The sequence below is a fragment of the Clavibacter sp. A6099 genome (assembly GCF_021919125.1).
In the GTDB taxonomy this organism is placed as follows: domain Bacteria; phylum Actinomycetota; class Actinomycetes; order Actinomycetales; family Microbacteriaceae; genus Clavibacter; species Clavibacter seminis.
Genome location: NZ_CP083439.1, coordinates 1,876,253 through 1,898,604, shown reverse-complemented (window position 1 = coordinate 1,898,604; position 22,352 = coordinate 1,876,253). Strand labels below are relative to the sequence as shown.

24 protein-coding genes are annotated in these 22,352 nt (G+C 72.7%); 14 read left to right on the top strand and 10 right to left on the bottom strand.

Annotation, left to right across the window (positions count from 1 at the left end; genetic code table 11):
- Positions 1–11 precede the first annotated feature (11 nt).
- The 3 genes from sufC (at position 12) to KYT88_RS08975 (ending at position 2,937) form a co-directional block, all read left to right on the top strand.
- Entirely contained in the window at positions 12–782 is a 771-nt protein-coding gene (gene sufC / locus KYT88_RS08985) for a Fe-S cluster assembly ATPase SufC (protein ID WP_043586699.1), read from the top strand.
- Positions 779–1,114 (top strand): metal-sulfur cluster assembly factor, encoded by a 336-nt coding sequence (locus tag KYT88_RS08980; protein WP_012038415.1) that lies wholly within the window; start codon positions 779–781, stop codon positions 1,112–1,114. Before sufC ends, KYT88_RS08980 begins: the two co-directional genes overlap by 4 nt.
- Positions 1,115–1,338: 224 nt before the next feature.
- Positions 1,339–2,937 carry an ABC-F family ATP-binding cassette domain-containing protein gene (locus KYT88_RS08975; protein WP_043586702.1) on the top strand — a complete coding sequence of 533 codons (1,599 nt, stop codon included), beginning with the start codon at positions 1,339–1,341 and terminating at the stop codon, positions 2,935–2,937.
- A gap of 66 nt (positions 2,938–3,003) precedes the next feature.
- Here KYT88_RS08975 and KYT88_RS08970 read toward each other — a convergent pair whose 3' ends face one another.
- From KYT88_RS08970 to KYT88_RS08960, 3 genes are read right to left on the bottom strand one after another with little or no spacing between them, the layout of a single operon-like run.
- Positions 3,004–3,849 (bottom strand): SURF1 family cytochrome oxidase biogenesis protein, encoded by an 846-nt coding sequence (locus KYT88_RS08970; protein WP_043586703.1) that lies wholly within the window; start codon positions 3,847–3,849, stop codon positions 3,004–3,006.
- Positions 3,846–4,103, bottom strand: coding sequence for a hypothetical protein (locus KYT88_RS08965; protein WP_043586706.1), 258 nt, complete (start codon positions 4,101–4,103; stop codon positions 3,846–3,848). The genes KYT88_RS08970 and KYT88_RS08965 overlap by 4 nt, the downstream gene beginning before the upstream one ends.
- Positions 4,100–4,555, bottom strand: coding sequence for a DUF3099 domain-containing protein (locus KYT88_RS08960; protein ID WP_051629365.1), 456 nt, complete (start codon positions 4,553–4,555; stop codon positions 4,100–4,102). Before KYT88_RS08960 ends, KYT88_RS08965 begins: the two co-directional genes overlap by 4 nt.
- 119 nt (positions 4,556–4,674) lie before the next feature.
- On the opposite strand from KYT88_RS08960, the gene fabG reads away from it, so the two are divergent.
- A complete protein-coding gene (gene fabG / locus KYT88_RS08955) occupies positions 4,675–5,385 on the top strand; it encodes a 3-oxoacyl-ACP reductase FabG (protein WP_043586711.1) in 711 nt (236 codons plus the stop codon).
- A gap of 23 nt (positions 5,386–5,408) precedes the next feature.
- Positions 5,409–6,365 carry a phosphotransferase enzyme family protein gene (locus KYT88_RS08950; RefSeq protein ID WP_043586713.1) on the top strand — a complete coding sequence of 319 codons (957 nt, stop codon included), beginning with the start codon at positions 5,409–5,411 and terminating at the stop codon, positions 6,363–6,365.
- 21 nt (positions 6,366–6,386) lie between these two features.
- On the opposite strand, the gene serB is transcribed toward KYT88_RS08950, so the two are convergent.
- Both serB and KYT88_RS08940 read right to left on the bottom strand, forming a co-directional pair.
- A complete protein-coding gene (gene serB / locus KYT88_RS08945; protein WP_182480715.1) occupies positions 6,387–7,085 on the bottom strand; it encodes a phosphoserine phosphatase SerB in 699 nt (232 codons plus the stop codon).
- The gene (locus tag KYT88_RS08940; RefSeq protein WP_043586716.1) at positions 7,082–8,323 is read right to left on the bottom strand and encodes a glucose-1-phosphate adenylyltransferase; all 1,242 of its coding nucleotides are present in this window, start codon (positions 8,321–8,323) and stop codon (positions 7,082–7,084) included. The genes serB and KYT88_RS08940 overlap by 4 nt, the downstream gene beginning before the upstream one ends.
- Positions 8,324–8,369: 46 nt before the next feature.
- Here KYT88_RS08940 and glgA point away from each other — a divergent pair, with 46 nt between their 5' ends.
- The 3 genes from glgA to KYT88_RS08925 all read left to right on the top strand — a co-directional run bounded on the left by glgA (position 8,370) and on the right by KYT88_RS08925 (position 10,820).
- Positions 8,370–9,554 (top strand): glycogen synthase, encoded by a 1,185-nt coding sequence (gene glgA / locus KYT88_RS08935; protein ID WP_043586717.1) that lies wholly within the window; start codon positions 8,370–8,372, stop codon positions 9,552–9,554.
- 87 nt (positions 9,555–9,641) lie between these two features.
- Entirely contained in the window at positions 9,642–10,430 is a 789-nt protein-coding gene (locus KYT88_RS08930; protein WP_043586720.1) for an ABC transporter ATP-binding protein, read from the top strand.
- 132 nt (positions 10,431–10,562) lie between these two features.
- Positions 10,563–10,820, top strand: a complete 258-nt coding sequence (locus KYT88_RS08925; RefSeq protein ID WP_043586721.1) for a type B 50S ribosomal protein L31 — start codon at positions 10,563–10,565, stop codon at positions 10,818–10,820.
- Positions 10,821–10,895: 75 nt separating this feature from the next.
- Here the strand turns inward: KYT88_RS08925 and KYT88_RS08920 are convergent, their stop codons facing one another.
- Both KYT88_RS08920 and treS read right to left on the bottom strand, forming a co-directional pair.
- Positions 10,896–11,597 (bottom strand): 3'-5' exonuclease, encoded by a 702-nt coding sequence (locus KYT88_RS08920; RefSeq protein ID WP_043586722.1) that lies wholly within the window; start codon positions 11,595–11,597, stop codon positions 10,896–10,898.
- Between the two features lie 10 nt (positions 11,598–11,607).
- A complete protein-coding gene (gene treS, locus KYT88_RS08915; protein ID WP_174239530.1) occupies positions 11,608–13,341 on the bottom strand; it encodes a maltose alpha-D-glucosyltransferase in 1,734 nt (577 codons plus the stop codon).
- 125 nt (positions 13,342–13,466) lie between these two features.
- Between treS and KYT88_RS08910 the strand changes: the two genes are divergently transcribed.
- Together KYT88_RS08910 and KYT88_RS08905 are read left to right on the top strand one after the other, a co-directional pair.
- Entirely contained in the window at positions 13,467–14,363 is an 897-nt protein-coding gene (locus tag KYT88_RS08910; RefSeq protein ID WP_043586724.1) for an alpha/beta fold hydrolase, read from the top strand.
- Entirely contained in the window at positions 14,360–15,454 is a 1,095-nt protein-coding gene (locus tag KYT88_RS08905) for a glycosyltransferase family 4 protein (protein ID WP_043586725.1), read from the top strand. Before KYT88_RS08910 ends, KYT88_RS08905 begins: the two co-directional genes overlap by 4 nt.
- Before the next feature lie 53 nt (positions 15,455–15,507).
- Here KYT88_RS08905 and KYT88_RS08900 read toward each other — a convergent pair whose 3' ends face one another.
- Entirely contained in the window at positions 15,508–16,143 is a 636-nt protein-coding gene (locus tag KYT88_RS08900; RefSeq protein WP_043586727.1) for a histidine phosphatase family protein, read from the bottom strand.
- Positions 16,140–16,994: a Sir2 family NAD-dependent protein deacetylase gene (locus KYT88_RS08895; protein ID WP_043586729.1), complete on the bottom strand. Its 855-nt coding sequence runs from the start codon at positions 16,992–16,994 to the stop codon at positions 16,140–16,142. Before KYT88_RS08895 ends, KYT88_RS08900 begins: the two co-directional genes overlap by 4 nt.
- A gap of 154 nt (positions 16,995–17,148) precedes the next feature.
- On the opposite strand from KYT88_RS08895, the gene KYT88_RS08890 reads away from it, so the two are divergent.
- Both KYT88_RS08890 and KYT88_RS08885 read left to right on the top strand, forming a co-directional pair.
- Positions 17,149–17,958: a TrmH family RNA methyltransferase gene (locus tag KYT88_RS08890; RefSeq protein WP_043586732.1), complete on the top strand. Its 810-nt coding sequence runs from the start codon at positions 17,149–17,151 to the stop codon at positions 17,956–17,958.
- Positions 17,955–19,169, top strand: coding sequence for a D-alanyl-D-alanine carboxypeptidase family protein (locus tag KYT88_RS08885; RefSeq protein WP_043586735.1), 1,215 nt, complete (start codon positions 17,955–17,957; stop codon positions 19,167–19,169). The genes KYT88_RS08890 and KYT88_RS08885 overlap by 4 nt, the downstream gene beginning before the upstream one ends.
- A gap of 16 nt (positions 19,170–19,185) precedes the next feature.
- Here KYT88_RS08885 and KYT88_RS08880 read toward each other — a convergent pair whose 3' ends face one another.
- Complete coding sequence (locus tag KYT88_RS08880) at positions 19,186–19,977, bottom strand: SGNH/GDSL hydrolase family protein (protein WP_043586739.1); 792 nt, start codon at positions 19,975–19,977, stop codon at positions 19,186–19,188.
- Positions 19,978–20,102: 125 nt separating this feature from the next.
- Between KYT88_RS08880 and KYT88_RS08875 the strand changes: the two genes are divergently transcribed.
- On the top strand, positions 20,103–20,954 hold the full coding sequence (locus tag KYT88_RS08875; protein WP_043586740.1) for a VOC family protein: 852 nt from the start codon (positions 20,103–20,105) through the stop codon (positions 20,952–20,954).
- A 51-nt stretch (positions 20,955–21,005) separates the two neighbouring features.
- Positions 21,006–22,205 (top strand): acyl-CoA dehydrogenase family protein, encoded by a 1,200-nt coding sequence (locus tag KYT88_RS08870; RefSeq protein WP_051629367.1) that lies wholly within the window; start codon positions 21,006–21,008, stop codon positions 22,203–22,205.
- The last annotated feature ends 147 nt before the right edge of the window (positions 22,206–22,352 follow it).

The following is a 22,352-nucleotide window of genomic DNA, read 5'->3' as shown; positions in this document are numbered from 1 at the left end:
GAACCGCACGCATGTCAACTCTCACCATCACCGACCTGCACGTCAGCGTCGACACCGAGCAGGGTCGCAAGCAGATCCTCAAGGGCGTCGACCTCACGATCAACGAGGGCGAGATCCACGCCATCATGGGGCCCAACGGCTCGGGCAAGTCCACGCTGGCGTACACGATCTCGGGTCACCCGAAGTACCACGTCGACTCCGGCTCGATCACGCTCGACGGCGTCGAGGTCCTCGACATGACGGTGGACGAGCGCGCCCGCGCGGGCCTGTTCCTCGCCATGCAGTACCCGGTCGAGATCCCCGGCGTCACCACCACCAACTTCCTGCGCACCGCCAAGACCGCGATCGACGGCGAGGCCCCGGCCATCCGCGGCTGGATCAAGGACGTCCGCTCCTCCATGGCGGCGCTCAAGATGGACCCCGCGTTCGCCGAGCGCAACGTCAACGAGGGCTTCTCGGGCGGCGAGAAGAAGCGCAACGAGGTCCTGCAGCTCGAGCTGCTCAAGCCCAAGTTCGCCGTGCTCGACGAGACCGACTCCGGCCTCGACGTGGACGCGCTCAAGATCGTCTCCGAGGGCGTCAACCGCGCCAAGGCGAACACGGGCCTCGGTCTCCTCCTCATCACGCACTACACGCGCATCCTCCGCTACATCCAGCCCGACTTCGTGCACGTGTTCGTCGCGGGCCGCGTCGCCGAGCAGGGTGGCCGCGAGCTGGCCGACCGCCTCGAGGAGGAGGGCTACGACCGCTTCCTGACGCCCTCCACCTCGGTGGACGCGTGAGCACGCAGAGCACGCTGACCCCGCAGAAGTTCGACGAGGTCGAGGAGGCGCTCAAGGACGTCATGGATCCCGAGCTCGGGATCAACGTGGTCGACCTGGGGCTCATCTACGACCTCGCGTGGGACGACGAGAACGACGCGCTCATCATCCACATGACGCTGACGTCCGCTGGCTGCCCGCTGACGGACGTGCTCGAGGAGCAGACCGCCGAGGCGCTCGATGGCGTGGTCGACGCGTTCCGCATCAACTGGGTGTGGATGCCGCCGTGGGGTCCCGACCGGATCACCGACGACGGCCGCGACATGATGCGGGCGCTCGGCTTCTCCATGTGATCCTCCGCCCGACCGCTCCTCGACGACGGCCCCACCCGCTCCGGGTGGGGCCGTCGTCGCGTCGCCCGGCGGTCGTCGGGAGGGGCCGCCGGCCCCGCGTCTCGTACACTGGACCGGTCGGGTCCGATGGACGCCCTCGACCGACCGGGCTCGACCCCCTCTGCTGCGGGTCGCCCCTCTCCCACGGACCGTGGGACATCCGCTCAACAGAAGGACCTCTCACCGTGCTCGCTGTACACGAACTGGAGCTGCGCGTCGGCGCCCGCGTCCTCATGGAGGACGTCTCGTTCCGGGTGAGCCCGGGGGACAAGATCGGCCTCGTCGGCCGCAACGGCGCGGGCAAGACCACGCTCACCAAGATCCTCGCGGGCGAGGGCCAGCCCACGGGCGGCCGGATCGACCGCTCCGGCGAGATCGGCTACCTCCCGCAGGACCCGCGCTCCGGCAACCCGGAGGACCTGGCGCGCACGCGCATCCTCGACGCCCGCGGGCTCGGCACGCTGTCGCTCGACATGCAGCGCGCGATGCTCGACATGGCGTCCACGGACGACAAGGTCTCCGCGAAGGCGATGAAGGACTACGGCCGGCTCGAGGAGCGCTTCGTCGCGCTCGGCGGGTACGCGGCCGAGGCGGAGGCCGCGTCCATCGCGAGCAACCTCAGCCTCCCCGACCGGATCCTCGACCAGCCGCTCAGCACCCTCTCCGGCGGCCAGCGCCGCCGCATCGAGCTCGCGCGCATCCTGTTCTCCGGCGCCGACACGATGCTGCTCGACGAGCCCACCAACCACCTCGACGCCGACTCCGTCACCTGGCTGCGCGAGTTCCTCAAGGGCTACCAGGGTGGCCTGATCGTGATCAGCCACGATGTCGAGCTCGTCGGCGACACCGTCAACCGCGTCTTCTACCTCGACGCGAACCGCATGGTCATCGACATCTACAACATGGGCTGGAAGCACTACCAGCGCCAGCGCGCCGCCGACGAGGAACGCCGCAAGAAGGAGCGCGCCAACGTCGAGAAGAAGGCGGGCGTCCTCCAGCTGCAGGCCGCGAAGTTCGGCGCGAAGGCGTCCAAGGCCGCCGCCGCGCACCAGATGGTGCGACGCGCGGAGAAGATGCTGTCCGGCCTCGAGGAGGTGCGCGCCGTCGACCGCGTGGCCAAGCTGCGCTTCCCCGAGCCCGTGGCCTGCGGCCGCACGCCGCTCATGGCGAGCGACCTCAGCAAGAACTACGGCTCGCTCGAGATCTTCACGGCGGTCGACCTCGCGATCGACCGCGGCAGCAAGGTCGTGATCCTCGGCCTCAACGGCGCCGGCAAGACGACGCTGCTGCGGATCCTCGCGGGCGTCGACCAGCCCGACACCGGCCGGCTCGAGCCCGGCCACGGCCTGCGCATCGGCTACTACGCGCAGGAGCACGAGACCATCGACGTGAAGCGCAGCGTGCTGGAGAACATGGTCTCCTCCTCGCCCGACATCTCGGAGATGGAGGCCCGCCGCGTCCTCGGCTCGTTCCTCTTCACGGGCGACGACTCGGCGAAGCCCGCCGGCGTCCTGTCCGGCGGCGAGAAGACCCGCCTGGCGCTGGCGATGATCGTCGTGTCGGGCGCCAACGTGCTGCTGCTCGACGAGCCCACCAACAACCTCGACCCCGCGAGCCGCGAGGAGATCCTCGGCGCGCTCAACACGTACTCCGGCGCAGTGGTGCTCGTCAGCCACGACTCGGGCGCGGTCGAGGCCCTCAACCCGGAGCGCGTCCTCATCATGCCGGAGGGCACCGAGGACCACTGGAGCCCCGACTACATGGACCTCATCGAGCTGGCCTGACCCGGGTCGGCCCGGCCCTGCCGGGTCACACCGAGGCGGTCCACGCGGCCGCCTCGGGACGCCGGCTCAGCGCGCGTCGTCGAGGATACGGTCCTCGACGTCCGCGTCCGACGGCTGCCTCCTGGCGCGCTTGGCCTGCCGGGCGCGCTCGCGGTCCTGCTCCTCGGGGTCGTCCTGGTTGATGATGCGGTACTCGTTGCGGACGGCGACGCCGAGGCCGACGAACGCGATGACGGCGAACACGAGCCACTGGAACGCGTAGGAGAGGTGCGGGCCCTCGTCCTCCTCCGGGCGCGGGGTCGCGAACGGCGCGGCGTCGGCGGGCGCGGGATCCTCCGAGATCAGCAGCCCGTACGCGCCCGTGAACGTGGGTGACCCCACGCGCTGGGCGATGTCCGGCAGGTTGACGGTGGCGATCTGCCCCTCGGGAGCGGAACGCCCCGGCAGCTCCGGCTCGCCGGCCTTCAGCCGCGCGGTCACCGTGACCTCGCCCGCAGGCGGGGCGGGGACGGAGTCGGGGGAGTCCTGCGAGTTGCCGATGGGCACCCAGCCGCGGTCGACGACGAACACCCGCCCGTCATCGAGGCGCAGGGGCGTGAGGACCTCGAAGCCGGGCTGGCCGTTGAAGGGCCGGTTGCGCGCGAGCAGCTGATCGTCGACGAGGTAGGTGCCGGTCATCGTGACCGGGGTCCACTTCTGGGTGTCGACGTACGCCGAGGTGTCGCCGAGCACCTGGTCGACGGGCTGCGGAGCACGATCCCAGTTGTCCTCGACCTTGGCGATCTCGGCGAGGGCCTCGTCGCGTCGCGCGAACTGCCAGTGGCTGAGGAGCACGCACGCGATGGCGAAGACGACGGCGACGGCGAGGTAGCCGGCCCACCTGCGGTTGAGGACGAAGCGCCAGCGGCTCACGCGATCGCTCCCGCGACGGGCGCGTCGATCGCGGCGACGCGCACGGGGAAGTCGCGACCGGCGAGGAAGTCGCGCAGGAAGCCGACGTGCTCGTCGCACGCGGTCCACGTCTTGACGCGGTCCGTCGTGTGGATGCGGGGGTTGCGCCACTCGACCCGCCAGGCGGCGTCGACGCGGCAGCCCGCGCGCGAGCACTCGACGGCGTCGGAGGACGGTCCGGCGGATCCGAGGCCCCAGGAGGCGAGCCCGCTCACGCGTCGGTCGGGGTGTCGGGCGCGGCCGTGCCGCCCGCGGTCGTCGGACGGACGTCGGAGGCGCGCGGGGGCTCGGGCGCGCGACCGGTCTCGTAGGTCGTGAACGGCTCCGGCGTGGTGGACGGCTCCGACGCGCGGAAGGGCTCAGAGGGCACGTACGGCTCGGCGGGCGGCGGGAAGCCGGAGTGGCGGGCGGACACGACCACCACGCCGCCGGGGCGCTCGACCGCGGTGCCCTGGTTGCCGCCGACGTTGGCCAGGATGACCGCGAAGTACGGCAGCACGATGGCGCCGATGGCGGCCACGGCCAACCACCACCCCTGCAGGAAGAGGCACGACAGGATGCAGACCATGCGGATGGTCATGGCGATGGTGTACTTCACCATGCGGGCATGGCGGTCCTCCTCCGGGGATCGGGGGAGGCTGGTGACCGACTGCTGCGGAGCTGGCATGCGTGGATGGCGTCCTTCGGGGGAGCGTCGCGCTCCCCATCGAGACCAGGGTACGCCGCGCCACCGATAGGCTCGTCCGCGTCCGCGAGCCCCCGCCGAGCCGTAATGGAAGGTCCCCCATGAGCACCGCACGCACCGTCGTCGTCACCGGAGGCAACAGGGGGATCGGGTACGCGATCGCCGAGGAGATGCTGCGCCGCGGCCACCGCGTCGCCGTCACCGCGCGCTCCGGCCAGGGTCCCGACGGCAGCCTGACGGTGCGCGCCGACGTGACCGACGCCGCGTCCGTCGACGCCGCGTTCACCGAGGTCGAGGCCGCGTACGGACCGGTCGAGGTCGTGGTCGCCAACGCGGGCATCACGCGCGACACCCTCATGATGCGGATGAGCGACGACGACTTCACCGAGGTGGTCGACACGAACCTGGGCGGCGCGTTCCGCGTCGTCAAGCGCGCGTCGAAGGGCATGCTCAAGGCGCGCTTCGGCCGCATCGTCCTCATCTCCAGCGTCGTCGGGCTGTACGGCTCGGGTGGCCAGGTCAACTACGCGGCGTCGAAGAGCGGGCTGGTGGGCCTCGCCCGCTCCGTCACGCGCGAGCTCGGCGGCCGCGGCATCACGGCGAACGTCGTCGCGCCGGGCTTCATCGAGACCGACATGACCGCGGAGCTGCCCGAGGCGACCGCCGCCGAGTACAAGAAGTCCATCCCGGCCGGCCGCTACGGCACCGCCGCCGAGGTCGCGGGCGTCGTGGCGTGGGTGTCCTCGGACGAGGCCGCGTACATCTCGGGCGCCGTGATCCCGGTCGACGGCGGCCTCGGCATGGGCCACTGACGCCGACCGTCGGGGAGAGCGCCGTGTCCGATCTCCTGGCGGCCTGGGACATCGGTCCCGCCGCGCTCACCGAGCTGGGGGCCACGCACAACCACGCGTACCGGGTCGACGTCGGCGACGGATCCCGCTACCTGCTGCGCCTGCACGTCGCGCGCCGGAAGCAGCGCGAGATCGACCTGGAGCTCGGCTGGCTCGACGTGCTCGCCGCGCGCGGCGGGCCGTCCGTGCCGGTGCCGCAGCGCACGCGCGACGGCTCCTGGACGGCGACCGTCGAGGTCGCCGTCCCGGACGACGACGAGATCGGCCTCCGCCGTGCGGTGGTCGGCGCCTCGGGCGGACGCGTGGAGCGGCGCCTCGCGAGCCTGCTCACCTGGCACGACGGCGAGATGCTGAGCAGCCTCCCCGCATCGGCAGACGCCGGCCCGTTCGCCGAGACGCTGGCCGCCCTGCATGCGGCCGGCGCGGATCCCATCGCCGTCGGGCTCGCGGGCCAGCGTCGCCGATACGACGCGGACTACGCGACCATCCGCCTGGAGCGCCTGGTCGAGGGCTATCCCGGCATCATGTCCGACGGCTCCACCGCGGACGCGCTGGCCGGCGCGATCGAGGAGCTCCGCGCGACGCTCGCGCAAGCCGGGCCGCCCATCATGGTGCACGGCGACTACCACCCCGGGAACCTGATCCAGGGGCCGACCGGCGTCTCCGTCATCGACTTCGACCGGTGCGGCCTGGGGCCCGCCGGCCTCGACGTGGCCGCCGCGATCATGTACCTCGCGCCCCGTCAGCGCGCGCAGTTCCACCGCGCGTACACGGCGGCGGGCGGCAGCACGGGCGTCCCCGACGAGCGCTTCGGAGCGTTCATCTTCCTGGCGTACCTCGACAACGTCACGCACCTCGCGAGCCTGCCCTCGGAGCGCGAGCGGATGCCCGCGAACATCGCGCAGCTCGCGGCGATCGCCCGGGCGGTCGTCACGGGCTGAGGCGCGGACCCGGGCGCCGCGTCAGCGCGGGAGGCCGAGGAGCGCGAGCACCTGCGCGAGGTCGCGGCGGTCGACGCACACGTCGGCGCTCCGGCGCACGGCGGGCTTCGCGTCGAAGGCCACCGACAGCCCGGCCACGGCCATCATCTCGAGGTCGTTGGCCCCGTCGCCCACCGCGACGACGCGGGCGAGCGGGATCCCGAGCTCGCGGCTCCACTCCTCCACGGCGGCGCGCTTCGCTGCGGCGTCGATGACCGGCCCCGTGACGAGTCCCGTGAGACGCCCCTCGGCGGTCTCCAGCCTGTTGGCGCGCCACATGTCGAGCCCGAGTCGCTCGGCGAGCGGATCCAGCAGCTCGTGGAACCCGCCCGACACGACGGCGACGACGTGGCCCGCGTCGTGCAGACCCTGGATCATGCGCTCGGCACCCGGCGTGACGCGGATCCGCGCCCCCACCGTCGCGTGCACGGAGCAGGGCAGCCCGGCCAGCGTGGCGACCCGTGAGCGGAGGCTCTCCGCGAAGTCGAGCTCGCCGCGCATCGCCCGGTCGGTGACGGCGGCGACCTCGTCGAGGGAGCCCGCCTCGGCGGCGAGCAGCTCGATGGCCTCGTCCTCGATGAGGGTCGAGTCGACGTCGAGCACCACGAGCATGCGCGGCAGGACAGGGTCGACGGGCGGCGCCGACGGGGCGGGCGGCGTCAGCGGGCTGGCGGCGCTCACGGGGTGACGCGCACGCCCTTGCCCACGACGGTGATGCCGCCGTCGGTGACGGTGAAGCCGCGTTTGCGGTCACGATCGTGGTCGACGCCGACCGTGGCCCCGGGCTCGACCTCCACGTCCTTGTCGAGGATGGCGCGCGTGACCACGGCGCCCGCCCCGATGTGCACCTTGTCGAACACGATGCTGTCGACGATCCGCGCACCCGACTCCGCGATGACCCACGGCCCGAGCACGCTGCGCTCGACGTGGGCGCCGCTGATGACGCCGCCGAGCGAGGTGATGGAGTCGATCATGGTGCCCGTGTTGCCCTGCGCGTCGCGGACGAACTTGGCCGGCGGGCTGTTGAGCTGCTGGCTGAAGATTGGCCAGTCCTTGTTGTACAGGTTGAACACCGGCAGCGCCGAGATGAGGTCCTGGTGCGCGTCGAAGAACGACTCGATGGTGCCGACGTCGCGCCAGTAGTAGCGGTCGCGGTCGTTGGCGCCGGGGACCTCGTTGCGGTTGAGGTCGTAGACGCCCGCGTTCCCCTGCTCGACGAACCACGGCACGATGTCGCCGCCCATGTCGTGCGCGGACTCCGCGTTCTCGCCGTCGCGGCGCACCGCGTCGATGAGCTGGTCGGTGTCGAAGACGTAGTTGCCCATGGACGCGAGCACCTCGCCGGGGGAGTCGTCGAGGCCCTGCGGGTCCTTCGGCTTCTCCAGGAACGCCCGGATCTGGTACGGGTTCGCGGGGTCCACGTCGATGACGCCGAACTGGTCCGCGAGCTCGATGGGCTGCCGGATCGCCGCGACCGTGGCTCCGTGGCCGGACGCGATGTGCGCCTCGATCATCTGGCTGAAGTCCATGCGGTACACGTGGTCGGCGCCGACCACGACGACGATGTCGGGCTTCTCGTCGTTGATGAGGTTGAGGCTCTGCAGGATGGCGTCGGCCGAGCCGCTGAACCAGCGCTTGCCGAGGCGCTGCTGCGCGGGCACCGACGCGATGTAGGAGTTGAGCATCTGGTTGAGGCGCCAGGTCTGCGACACGTGGCGGTCGAGCGAGTGCGACTTGTACTGCGTCAGCACGACGATCTGCGTGAGCCCCGAGTTGATGAGGTTGGAGAGCGCGAAGTCGATGAGCCGGTACTGCCCGCCGAACGGGACGGCGGGCTTCGCCCGGTCCGCGGTGAGCGGCATGAGGCGCTTGCCCTCGCCGCCGGCGAGCACGATTCCAAAGATCTTCTTCGATGCCATTGCCCCAGCGTAGATGCACGTCGGGGCATGTACTAGCGTTCGACCAATGCGAGCAGACGTGATCACCAAGGAGTATCCGCCCGAGGTCTACGGAGGTGCCGGGGTCCATGTCACGGAGCTCGTCAAGGCGATGCGGCAGCAGACGGAGGTCGTCGTCCGGGCCTTCGGTGCGCCCCGTGACGAGCCCGGGGTGTTCTCCTATCCCGTCCCGTCGGAGCTCGCGGGCGCGAACGCGACCCTGCAGACGATGGCCGTCGACCTGGCGATCGCGAGCGACGTCGCGGGCGCCGACGTCGTCCACTCGCACACCTGGTACGCGAACCACGCGGGCCACGTCGCGTCGATGCTGCACGGGATCCCGCACGTCGTCACCGCGCACAGCCTCGAGCCGCTGCGCCCGTGGAAGGCCGAGCAGCTGGGCGGCGGCTACCGCGTCTCCAGCTGGATCGAGCGCACCGCGTACGAGGCGGCCGACGCCGTCATCGCGGTCAGCGACGGCATGAAGCGCGACATCCTCCGCTCGTACCCCGCGCTCGACGAGGCGCGGGTGCACATCGTCTACAACGGGATCGACCTCGAGACCTGGGCGCCCGTGCACGACGACGAGCTGGTGCGCTCGCTCGGCATCGACCCGTCGCGTCCCTCGGTCGTGTTCGTCGGCCGGATCACGCGCCAGAAGGGCCTGCCCTACCTCCTCCGCGCCGCCGCGCTGCTGCCCGCCGACGTGCAGATGGTGCTGTGCGCGGGCGCGCCCGACACCCCGCAGATCATGGAGGAGGTCACGGCCCTCGTCCGCGGCCTGCAGGAGGAGCGCTCGGGCGTCGTGTGGATCGACCGCCTGCTGCCGCGTCGCGAGCTCTCGGCTGTCCTCACGGCCGGCACCGTCTTCGTCTGCCCGTCCGTCTACGAGCCGCTCGGCATCGTGAACCTCGAGGCCATGGCGTGCGGCGCGCCCGTCGTCGGCACCGCCACGGGCGGGATCCCCGAGGTCGTCGACGACGGCGTCACCGGCCGTCTCGTCCCCATCGACCAGGCCACGGACGGCACGGGCACGCCCACCGACCCCGAGCGCTTCGTCCGGGATCTCGCGGCCGCGCTGACGGAGGTCGTCGCGGATCCCGACGCCGCCCGCCGCATGGGCGAGGCCGGTCGCGTGCGCGCCGAGCGCGAGTTCGGCTGGGACCGCATCGCCCGCCAGACCGAGGCGATCTACGCGTCGATCCTGCGCTGAGCGACCAGGCGCCCGCCCCGGCGAGGTCGACCCGGCGCTCCCCACGGCCGGGCGGGGCGCGCGGCACGGGCCGATAGACTGGTTCCCATGAGCCACGTCCTCTCCCTGTCCGGAGTGTCCTTCGTCCGGAACGGGACGACCATCCTCGACCAGGTGGAGTGGACGGTGGACGGCGACGAGCGCTGGGTCGTCCTCGGCCCGAACGGCGCCGGGAAGACGAGCCTCCTGCAGATCGCCTCCGCCATGGCCCACCCGTCCTCCGGCACCGCTACGGTCCTCGACCACGAGCTCGGCCGGGTCGACGTGTTCGAGCTGCGCTCGCGCATCGGCTTCGCATCCACCGCGATGGCCCGCCGCATCCCGGCGGACGAGACCGTGCTCGACGTCGTGCTCACCGCCGCCTACTCGGTCACGGGCCGCTGGAACGAGGACTACGAGGACATCGACGTGCGCCGCGCCCAGCGCGTGCTCGCCGAGTGGCGCCTCGGCCACCTCGAGCAGCGGAGGTTCGGCACGCTGAGCGACGGCGAGCAGAAGCGCGTGCAGATCGCGCGCTCGATCATGACCGACCCCGAGCTGCTGCTCCTCGACGAGCCGGCCGCGAGCCTCGACCTCGGCGCTCGCGAGGAGCTGCTGCAGCTCCTCGGAGGCTACGCGTCGGCGCCCGAAGCCCCGGGCATCGTGATGGTCACGCACCACGTCGAGGAGATCCCGCGCGGCTTCACGCACGGCCTGCTGCTGCGCGAGGGAGCGGTCGTCGCGGCCGGTCCGCTCGCGGACGTCATCACCGCGGACAACCTCGGCCGGGCCTTCGGCCTCGCGCTCGAGGTCACCCACGACGACGGCCGCTTCACGGCGCGCGCCGTGCGCTCCTGACCCCATCGATCGGCCCCCGGCGCGCCTGCCCGTTCGCGGCACCCGTCTGGTAGGCTCGTCCACTGGTCCGGTGATCATCCCGGGCACACATGCTTCCCACGCAGAAACTCGAACCGACGAAGGACACCCCCGATGAAGACCGACATCCACCCCCAGTACGCCCCCGTCGTCTTCCGCGACCTCGCCTCGGGCGAGACGTTCCTCACGCGCTCCACCGTGGGCAGCGCGAAGACCATCGAGTGGGAGGACGGCAACACGTACCCCGTCATCGACGTCGAGATCTCGAGCGCCTCGCACCCGTTCTACACGGGCAAGCAGCGCATCATGGACTCCGCCGGCCGCGTCGAGAAGTTCAACTCGCGCTACGCGGGCTTCGGCACGAAGAAGTAGCAGCCTCCCGCTGCAGCACGAAGGGCGCCCGGCTCCGGCCGGGCGCCCTTCGTCGTCCCGGGCGGGGGAGCGGGGTCAGGCTCCGACGTGTCGCTCCGGCCAGGCTCCGGATGTGGTGAACGCCGGATCGCGCGTGCGCCGCATGTAGTCCTGGAAGCTCTCCGCCTGCACGCGCGACCAGTCGACCTGGCGGTCGTGCAGGTCCAGCACGGGGATGTCGAGCTGGTCGGCGTAGCGGCCGGCGATGGCCTGGGCGACTCGACCGGCGGCGATGGCGTCGGCGCCGGCGTCGTGTGCGTCGTCGAGTCGGACGCCGTAGTGCTCGGCCGCGACGGACAGCGTGCGCTTGCCGCGGCGGTAGGTGTCCACGGCCTTGTCGATGACGAGCGGGTCGATCACGGGGCCGGTGTCGCGCAGCGGCTCCACGCCGTGACGCACGGCCTCGCGGTTGAGCAGCGTGAGGTCGTAGGGCGCGTTGTAGACCACGAGCGCGAGGCCGCGGGCGAACATCTCGCGGATGGTGGTGACGATCTCGAGGACGACCACCGCGGCGTCGCGTCCCTCGGCCCTGGCGCGCTCCGTCGTGACGCCGTGGATGGCGGCCGCGCCCGCGGGGATCTCGACGCCGGGATCCGCGAGCCAGTCGTGTCGTTCGAGGACCTCGCCCTGCGCGTCGAGGACGACGATGCACGCCGTGACGATGCGCGCGGTCTCGACGTCCACCCCCGTCGTCTCGAGGTCGAACGAGGCCAGGGTGTCGTGCCAGCGGGAGGTCATCCTGTAGATGCTACGGGCGACCGCCGATGGCGGGCGCACCCATGTGCAGCCAGTAGAAGCTCTGCGTCGCGAGCGTCAGCGTGAGCCGGCCGTCGTCGCCGACCGTCGGGAAGACGCCGCCGCCGAAGAGGTCGTAGAGCTGGGATCCCGCGAAGTCGGACGCGTCGATCGTGACCGAGACGGGGTTGTGCGCGAACGAGAAGACGCAGAGCACGTCCTCCGCGCGGTCGCCGAAGTGCGTCCCGCTGCCCTCGTAGGAGCGGACGAACGCGAGGACGCTCTCGTGGTCGGTCGGGAGCACGCGGATGGTGCCCTGGCCGAACACCGGGTGGGCCTTCCGCACGTGGATCACGTTGCGCACCCAGTGCAGCAGCGACCGCGACTGCGCCAGCTGCGACTCGACGTTGATCTGCGCGTAGTTGTAGACGAGCGACTGCACGACGGGGAGGTAGAGCTTGCCCGGGTCTGCGGTCGAGAAGCCGGCGTTGCGGTCGGGGGTCCACTGCATGGGCGTGCGCGAGGCGTCGCGGTCCGGCAGCCAGATGTTGTCGCCCATGCCGATCTCGTCGCCGTAGTAGAGGAACGGGCTGCCGGGGAGGGAGAACAGCAACGCGTGCACGAGCTCGAGCTCGGCGCGCGAGTTGTCGAGGAGAGGCGCCAGGCGGCGGCGGATGCCGATGTTGACGCGCATGCGCGGGTCGTAGGCGTACCAGCCGTACATGGCCTGGCGGTACTCCTCGCTCACCATCTCCAGCGTGAGCTCGTCGTGGTTGCGGAGGAAGACGCCCCACGCGGCCGCCTCGGGGATCTCGAACGTCTCGCTCATGATCCGCTTCAGCTCGTCCGCGGTCTGCGAGCGGAGGGAGTAGAAGATGCGCGGCATGATCGGGAAGTCGAACGCCATGTGGCACTCGGGCTCCTCCTCGGTGCCGAGGAACGCGGAGACCTCGCGGGGCCACTGGTTCGCCTCGGCGATGAGGATCCGGCCCGGGTACTCCTCGTCGACCATGGCGCGCAGCCGCTTGAGGAACTCGTGCGTGGCCGGCTCGCCCTCGCCGTTGCCCTCCTCGGTCTCGTAGAGGTAGGGGATCGCGTCGAGGCGGAGGCCGTCGACGCCCATGTCGAGCCAGTGGCGGATGACGCCGTAGATGGCCTCGTGCACCTTCGGGTTGTCGAAGTTGAGGTCGGGCTGGTGCGAGAAGAAGCGGTGGAAGAAGAACTGGCGGCGCACCGGGTCGAAGGTCCAGTTGGACTCCTCGGTGTCCACGAAGATGACGCGGATGTCCTCGTACTTCTCGTCCGTGTCGCTCCAGACGTAGAAGTCGCCGTAGGGGCCGTCGGGGTCCGACCGGGACTGCTGGAACCACTCGTGCTGGTCGGAGGTGTGGTTCATCACGAGGTCGATGACGATGCGCATGTTGCGCTCGTGCGACTTGGTGACGAGCTCCTTGAAGTCGTCGAGCGTGCCGAACTCGGGCAGCACCGACATGTAGTCGCTGATGTCGTAGCCGCCGTCGCGGAGCGGGGACTGGAAGAACGGGGGGATCCACAGGCCGTCGATGCCGAGCCACTGCAGGTAGTCGAGCTTGGAGATGAGGCCCTGGATGTCGCCGGTGCCGTCGCCGTTCGAGTCGACGAACGAGCGGATCATCACCTCGTAGAAGACCGAGCGCTTGTACCACTGCTTGTCGAGGGTGAGTCCGGGCAGGGTGATGGGGGCGGTGAAGCTCACGGTTCTCCTCATGGGCGCGACGGGGGCGTCGACTCGGGGCGGGAAGGCTCGTCGCAACTCTAGGCGCGGAAGGCCGGGCGGGCGGAGCCCGGCGCGCCCGGGGGCCCGCGCCGCGCCCGCTCGTAGACTCGTCCCCGATGACCGTCCCCTCGCCCTACGCCGCCCAGCTCGACCGCATCCCCGTGGTCCGACGCACCGTCGACCTCCTCGGGAGCCGCACCGCCTGGTGGGAGTACGGGCCAGCCGACGCCCCGCAGACGCTCGTCGTCGTGCACGGGTTCCGCGGGGACCACCACGGGCTGGAGCCCGTCGTCGCGCAGCTGCCGGGCGTGCGGATCCTCTCGCCCGATCTGCCCGGCTTCGGGGACTCGACGCCGCTCGTCGACGCCCGGCACGACATCCCCGGCTACGCCGCGTGGCTGCGGGCGTTCGTCGACGCGACCGGCACGCGCGACGCCACCGCGCTGGGGCACTCGTTCGGGTCGATCGTCGTCGCGGCCGCGCTGGCTGACGGCCTGCCGAGCCCGCGCGCGATCCTCGTGAACCCGATCGCCGCGCCCGCGCTCGAGGGTCCGCGGGGGATCCTCACCCGACTCGCCGTGCTGTACTACCGCGCCGCAGCCCTGCTGCCGGAGCGCGCGGGATTCGGCCTGCTGCGCAACCGGGCCATCGTGCGCGTGATGAGCGAGGCCATGGCGAAGACGCGCGACCGCTCGCTCCGCCGGTGGATCAACGACCAGCACGACCGCTTCTTCAGCGCGTTCAGCGACCGCCGCGTCGTGCTCGAGGCGTTCCGCGCGTCGGTGTCGTCGGACGCCAGCACCTACGCGCCCCGCGTCGCCGTGCCCGTGCTGCTGGTGGCCGCCGAGCGCGACGACATCACGCCCGTGGCCGCGCAGCACCGGCTGCAGCGCCTGTTCGCGGACGCGCAGCTCGAGGTGATCCCGCGGGTCGGGCACCTCATCCACTACGAGACGCCCCGGGAGGCGGCCGCGTCGATCCGCCGGTTCCTGGACGAGGGGAGCGCGTCATGAGGCTCGTGTTCGACTGCAGGTACACGCGCATCGGCCGGCACGACGGGATCAGCCGCTACGGCGCCGAGCTCGTCGCGCGGCTGGGCGCGCGCTTCGACGTGACCATGCTCATCAGCGACCACCGCCAGCTCGCGCTCCTGCCCGACCTGCCGTGGCAGCTGGTCAGCTCGCCGACCGGGCCGCGCGAGCCGTGGGTCGCGCGGCGCGTGTCGCGGATGCGGCCCGACGTCGTCTACAGCCCCATGCAGACGATGGGGTCGCGCGGCCGCACGTACCCGCTCGTGCTCACGCTGCACGACCTCATCTACTACCGGCACCGGCGTCCGCCGCGTGACCTGCCCGCGCCCGTGCGCGCGCTCTGGCGGGCCTTCCACCTCGCGTGGTGGCCGCAGCGGCTGCTGCTCGACCGGGCCGACGCGATCGTGACCGTGAGCGAGACGACGCGCGGCCTCATCCGCGCGCACCGGCTGACCACGCGGCCCGTGGTCGTCGTGCCGAACGCGGCCGAGCTCGCGCCCGCCCCCGACGGCCGCCCGGACGGGCCGCGCGACGCACCCGCCGAGCGCACGCTCGTCTACATGGGCTCGCACATGCCCTACAAGAACGTCGAGACGCTCGTGCGCGCGGCCGACGACCTGCCCGACCACGAGCTGCACCTCATGAGCCGCGTCGGCCAGGCGGAGCGCGAGCGGCTCGAGGCGATCGCCGACGGGGCGCGGCTCGTCTTCCGCGACGGCGCGACCGACGCCGAGTACGCGTCCACGCTCCGGCGGGCGACGGCCCTCCTCACCGCGTCGCGGGACGAGGGGTTCGGCATCCCCGTCATCGAGGCGATGAGCGTCGGCCTGCCCGTGGTCGTCAGCGACATCCCGATCTTCCGCGAGATCGGCGGCGACGCGGCCGTGTACGTGGACCCGGACGACGCCGAGGGGTTCGCGGCCGCCGTGCGCGCGCTGGAGGACCCGGACGAGTGGCGACGGCGTTCCGCGGCGTGCATCGCCCGCGCCGCCGAGTACGACTGGGACCGGTCGGCCGAGGCGCTCGGCGACCTCCTCGAGCAGGTCGCGCGGACGGGGCGTCGCGGGGCCTGAAGCCGAGGCGGTCGCCGGACGGACGTCGTCCGCTCGGGTGCGGCGGACCCGGATCAGGCCCGGCGCGCCGGATCGAGGTCCGCGATCGCCCCGAGGTCGGCCACTCCGCCGAAGCGGAGCAGCGACAGCTCGCCGTCGACCACGCCGAACGTGTGCGCCGAGCCGTTCTCGATCATGGGCCCCGGGCGTCCCACGAGCGACGCGTCGAGGCTGCGGGCCAGCGCCGCGATGACGCCGCCGTGCGACACCGCGATGATGGACCCGCCTGGGTGCCGTTCCGCGAGGCGCAGGAGCGCCGCGCCCGCCCGCTCGGTGACGGACTCCACGGTCTCGCGGCCGGGCACGTCGCCGTCCGGGAAGCGCGCCTCGATCTCCGCGTGCGTGAGCCCCTCGGCGAGGCCGTATCGGCGCTCGGCGAGCGCCGGCTCCGGCAGCGGGCCCGTCGTGGGCGCGCCGCCGAGCGCGAGGTGCTCCGCGATGATCGAGGCGGTCTCGAAGGCGCGGCTGAGCGGGCTCGCGTGCACCGCGTCCCAGCCCGCGCCGCCCGCGACCGCGGCGGCGAGCAGAGCACCAGCTGTGGCGGCCTGCGCGCGGCCGGTGTCGTCGAGCGGGATGTCGCTGGACCCCTGCACGCGCCGCTCCACGTTCCACGCGGTGCGGCCGTGGCGCACGAGCACGATCCGCGTCACGACGCGAGCTCCGTCGCGATGGCGCGGAGGATCTCGCTGGTGCCGCCCTCGAGGCGCACCGTGGCGCGGGTGTCGCCCTTGGTGGTGCCGCGGTTGAGGATCACGATCGGCATGCGGCTCCTCCGGGCGATCTCGAGCAGGCGGATCCCGGAGTTGACCGCGAGGGACGAGCCGGCGATGAGCAGCACGTCCGCGTCGGAGACGATGGCGCCCGCCTCGCGGAAGCGCTCGGTGGGCACGAGCTCCCCGAAGAAGACCACGTCGGGCTTCAGCATGCCGCCGCAGACGCTGCAGACGGGGATCCGGAACCGGTCGACGTCGTGCACCTGGGCGTCGCCGTCGGGGTTCAGCTCCACCGCGTCGGGCAGGTCGAGCCAGGGGTTCTCGGAGCTGATGCGATCGGCGATCGCGGAGCGCGCGTACGCCTGTCCGCAGTCGAGGCAGAGGACGCGGTCGAGCGAGCCGTGCAGGTCCACGACGCGGCGGGATCCCGCGCGCTCGTGCAGGCCGTCGACGTTCTGCGTGACGAGGCCCCCGACGACCCCGGCCGCCTCGAGGTCGGCGAGCGCCGCGTGCCCGTCGTTGGGCCGTGCGGAGCTGAAGGCCTTCCAGCCGAGGTGCCCGCCCGCCCAGTAGCGGCGGCGGAAGTCGTCGCCCTCGCTGCGGAACTGCTGGAACGTCATGGGGTTGCGCTTCGGGGCGCCCTCGCCGCGGTAGTCGGGGATGCCCGAGTCGGTGCTGAGGCCGGCGCCCGTGAGGACGGCGGTGCGGCGGCCGCGCATCAGCTCGACCGCCTCGGCGATCGTGGACCCCGCGGGGGGTCGGGGATCGTCACGGAGAGCGGTGCTCATGGGGCCTCCCGGTGCCGAGCTGGCGCCCCGCCGTGTCGGCGGGCGGCGACGGGGCAGGGCATCATTGTCCTGTCGAGTCTAGACAGCGCATCCCCGCGACGGCTCCGCGCGAAGTGGCTCCGCATCCCTCCCGGCGGACCGAGAGAGGACCGGCGTGCACATCCACCGCATCGAGGACCTCTCATCCCCGGGCCTCGAGGACTACTCGCGCCTCACCGACGTGGCCCTCCGCCGGGTGAGCGAGCCCGCGGGCGGCCTCTACATCGCCGAGTCGACCAAGGTCATGGGCCGCGCGCTCGCCGCGGGTCACGTGCCGCGGTCGGTCCTCGTGCAGGAGCAGTGGCTCGACGACGTCGCCCCGCTCCTCGAGGGCTTCCCGGACGTCCCCGTGTTCGTGGGCGCGGCCGCCGTGCTCGAGCGGCTCACCGGGTACAACCTGCACCGCGGGGCGCTCGCCGCGATGCACCGTCCGCCGTTGCCCGCGGTCGCCGACGTGCTGCGCGACGCGCGCCGGGTCGTCGTGCTGGAGGACATCGTCGACCACACGAACGTCGGGGCCATCTTCCGCGCGGTGGCCGGGATCGGCGCCGACGCCGTGCTCATCACCCCGCGCTGCGCCGACCCGCTCTACCGCCGGAGCGTTCGCGTCAGCATGGGCACCGTGCTGCAGGTGCCGTGGACGCGGCTGCCCGAGTGGTCGGAGGCCGCGCCGCTGCTGCACGAGGCCGGCTTCCACCTCGCCGCGCTCGCCCTCGAGGACGACGCCGTCACGCTCGACGCCTTCGCGGCTGATCCGCCCGAGCGGATCGCGCTCGTGCTCGGCACCGAGGGCGACGGCCTCAGCCGCCACGCGCTGCGCCACGCGGACTCGACGGTCGTGATCCCGATGCTTCACGGCGTGGACTCGCTGAACGTGGCCGCGGCCAGCGCCGTCGCGCTCTACGCCCTGCGGGTCCCCGCGTGAGCCGCGCCCGCCGCCTCACGCTGGCCGGCGTCGCCGCGGCGCTCGTCGTCTCGGCGGGCGTGTACGTCCCCGTCACCCTCACGGCGGATCCGCCCGCCGCGGTCGCGCACGTCGACGCGCCGTCGCCCGTCGTCAACGTCCCCACGCCCGAGAGCTGGCCGGCCGAGGGCGTCTCCGCCGTCGGCGCCACCGGCTTCGACGGCGTCCTCGCGACGAACGAGGCCACGCCCGTGTCCCGGCCGATGGCGAGCATCACCAAGACCGTGACGGCCCTCGTCGTGCTGGAGGCGAAGCCGCTCGCGCCCGGGGAGGACGGGCCGCAGGTCACGTTCACGGCCGAGGACGAGGCGCTCCGCGGGGAGATCCTCAAGCAGGACGGCATCGTCGAGCCCGCGGTCCCCGGCACGAGCCTCTCGCAGCGGGACCTGCTCGAGGGCGCGCTGCTCGCGAGCGCCAACAACTACGCGGCGGCGCTCGGGGTCTGGGCCTACGGCTCGAACGACGCCTTCGTCGCGGCCGCGAACGCGTGGCTCGCCGAGCAGGGCCTCACGGGCACGCACGTCGCCGACGCGATGGGGTTGTCGCCCGAGACCGTGAGCACGACTGCCGACCTCGTCCGCATCGGCGAGATGGTGCTGGCCGACCCCGTGCTCTCGGGCATCGTCGACCAGCGGAGCGCCGACGTGGCGGGAGTGGGCGAGGTCGAGAACCGCAATCAGCTGGCGGGCGTCCCGGGATTCCGCGGCATCAAGACGGGCACGCTCGAGCAGGCGGGCAAGTGCCTGCTCTGGGCGGTGGACACGAAGGTGGGCGACCGCGACGTGACCCTCGTCGGCGTGACGCTCGGCGCGAAGGACCACGCGGAGCTCGCGCGGCAGGTGACCGCGCTGCTGCCCACGGTCTCGGCGAACCTGCACGTGGTGCAGGTGGCCTCCGCGGGGGAGCCGTTCGCCGACTACACCACTGCGTGGGGTGCGACAGCGCAGGCCGTCGCCACCGAGGACGAGTCGCTCTTGGTGTGGGGCGACACGCCTGTCACCACGACCGTCGAGGCCTCCGGATCCGGGGAGGCAGCCGCGGGGACCCAGGTCGGCACGGCGACGGTCACGGCCGGACAGGAGACGGTGCGGGTGCCGCTCGCCCTCGACCGCGCGATCCCGGGCCCCGACGGCTGGTGGCGCCTCGGCAACCCGGGCGAGCTGCTCGGCTGACGCGTTCGCCGGGTCCTCAGCTCCCTGCGTCGACGCGCGTCCACGGCGACGCGTCCGGCCGCTTGGCCGTGCGGCCGTCGCCCGAGGACTGGTGGCGCAGGCGCCGCAGCACCCACGGCACGAAGTACGAGCGCGCCCAGTCGATGTCGCCCGCGCGCGCCTGGCTCCAGGTGCGCGGCGGCAGCGGCTCGGGCTTCAGCGGCTCGAGGTCGTTCTCGACGGCGAGCGCCTGCAGCACCATGCGCGCGACGGTGTGGTGGCCGAGCGGCGCGAGGTGCAGCCGGTCGACGTCCCACATGCGCGGATCCTGGATCTCGGTGAGCGACCACTGGTCGGCCACGATGCAGTCGTGCCGGGCGGCGACCGCGCGGATGTCCTCGTTGTAGATCGCGACCTTGCCGCGGAGCCGCCCGAACACGGGGGAGAACTTGACGTCGGTGCCCGTGAAGAGCACCACGGTCGCGCCCTCGGAGGAGAGCCGGGCGACCATCTGGTCCAGGCGCTCGGCGAGGCGGTCGGGGTCGGCGCCGGGCCGGAGGATGTCGTTGCCGCCCGCCGAGAGCGAGACGAGGTCGGGGTGCAGCGCGAGCGCGGGCTCGACCTGCTCGTCGGCGATCTGCCCGAGCAGCCGGCCGCGGATGGCGAGGTTCGCGTAGGAGAAGCCGTCGACCTGGCCGGCCAGCACCTCGGCCACCCGGTCGGCCCAGCCGCGGTGCCCGCCGGGGCTGCCCGGCTCGGGATCGCCGATGCCCTCCGTGAAGGAGTCGCCGAGGGCGACGTAGCGGCGCCAGGGGTGGGGCTGGGTCATGCGGGTCCTTCCGGGTGGGTCGCTCCCATCATAGGAACGCCCTCGGGCAGCCCCGGGAATGCCAACTCGCCTCCGTTTGTTGAGCATTCAAGCAATAGGATGCACCACCCGAGGAACGAGGACCCATGCCCGAACTGCTCTCCGCCGACACGACCATGGGCCCCGTGACCCTCCTGGTCGGCGACCTCGACCGGATGACCGCCTACTACCGCGACGCCGTCGGCCTCGAGCAGCTGCGCGAGGGCACCGAGTCCACGACGCTCGGGCGCGGGGGAGTGCCCGCGGTGGTGCTCGAACCCGCGAGCGGCCTCGACCTCCCGAGCCCCGGGAACGCCGGCCTCTTCCACACGGCCGTGCTCTTCGACGAGCCGGCCGCGCTCGCCCGCTCCGTCGCCTCGCTCGCCCAGCGCGCGCCCGGCACCTTCACCGGCAGCGCGGATCACCTCGTGAGCCGCGCGTTCTACTTCACCGACCCGGAGGGCAACGGCGTCGAGCTGTACACCGACCGTCCGCGCGACGAGTGGACGTGGCACGACGGGCGGATCCTCATGGACTCGCTCCGGCTCGACCCGAACGCGTTCCTCCGGGACGAGCTCGCGCCCGTCTCCGACGCCGCGTCCGACGCGGCCGGCATCGGCCACGTGCACCTGCAGGTGGGCGACACCGAGCAGGCGTCCGCCTTCTACGTCGACACGCTGGGCTTCGAGCTCGTCGCCGGCTGGCACGGATCCGCGATCTTCGTCTCGGCGGGCGGGTACCACCACCACATGGCCATGAACACGTGGAACAGCAGGGGCGCCGGCCGGCGTCCCGCGACGCTCGGGCTCGGCACCGTGCGCATCGAGGTGCCCACGCGCGACGAGGTCGAGGCGGTGGACGCGCGCCTCCGCGCCGCCGGCGTCCCCACGCGCGACGACGGACGGGAGCTCGCCTTCGAGGACCCGTGGGGCAACGCCCTGGTGCTGTCCGCCGCCTGAGCGCCGGCACCTGGCGGGTCGCACGACGGGCGCGCGGGGGAGACTGGGCGCATGACGCCCGACGCCCCGGCCGACCTGCCCGACCCGCTCGACCCGCTCGGGCACCTCGACGAGGCGCTCCTGGACCGGATCCGCTCCCGCGCCCCCGGCTACGACGCCCGCAACGCGTTCTTCGCGGAGGACCTCGACGAGCTGCGCGCCGCCGGCTACCTCCGGCTCCTCGTGCCTCGTGGGCTCGGCGGGTCTGGGGCCTCCCTCGCCGACGCCGTGCGCGCGCAGCACCTCCTCGCGCAGGCGGCGCCCGCCACGGCGCTCGGCGTGGGCATGCACCTCGTCTGGACGGCTGTCGCCCGGATCCTCGCCGACCGCGGCGACGACTCGCTCCGCGGCGTCCTCGAGGACGCGGGCCGCGACGAGCTGCTGGCCTTCGCGATCAGCGAGCCCGGCAACGACCAGGCCCTCGCCGACGCGCTCACCCGGGCCGAGCCCGACGCGGACGGCGGGTACCGGTTCACGGGCACCAAGTCGACGTCGAGCATGGCGCCCGCGTGGACCCGGCTCGGGCTCTTCGGACGGGACGACCGGGATCCGGAGCACCCGCTCCTCGTGCACGCGTTCGTGCCGCGCGACGCGCCCGGCCTCGAGATCGTGCCCGACTGGGACACGCTGGGCATGCGGGCGACGCAGAGCCACACGGTGATCCTCCGCGACGTGCGCGCGGAGCCCGCCGACGTCGTCCGCCGGCGCGAGCACGGCCGCCGCGACGACCCGTTCGCGCTCGCCGTGCTGCAGGCGTTCGAGCTGCTCATCGCCGCCGTGTACGCCGGGCTCGGACAGCGCGCGCTCGACATCGCCGTCGAGTCGGCGCTCCGCCGCACCTCGCGCGCGGCCGGCGGCGCCGCGCTCGCGGCGGACCCCGGGATCCGGCACCTCGTCGCGGAGGCGGCCCTCGCGCAGGACGCGCTCCTCCCTCAGCTCACGGCGCTCGCGGACGACGTCGACCGCGGAGCGGGCCATGGCGACCGCTGGGCGTCGCTCCTCGTCGGGGCGAAGGTCCGGGCGACCCGCACCGCGGCCGACGTAGTGCAGCGCGCGATCGCGGTTGCGGGCGGCGGATCCCTCCGCACGGGCGACGAGCTCGGCCGCCTGTACCGCGACGTGCTGGCCGGAGGCTTCCACCCGTCGAGCGACCGGCAGGCCGCCGAGACCATCGCGACGACGCTGCTCGGCCCGGTCCCGCGCGCGTCCTGAGGGACCGCTCGACGGAAGGTGGCAGCCGATCCGGGCGCCTCGCGCCGCGACGCGCCCGGACCGTCTCGCACGCGCGGATCCGCCCGTCGCGCGCCGCGCCGACGGGAGGCCGTGGACGACGCGGATCCGCTCGCCGCGACGTGCCGG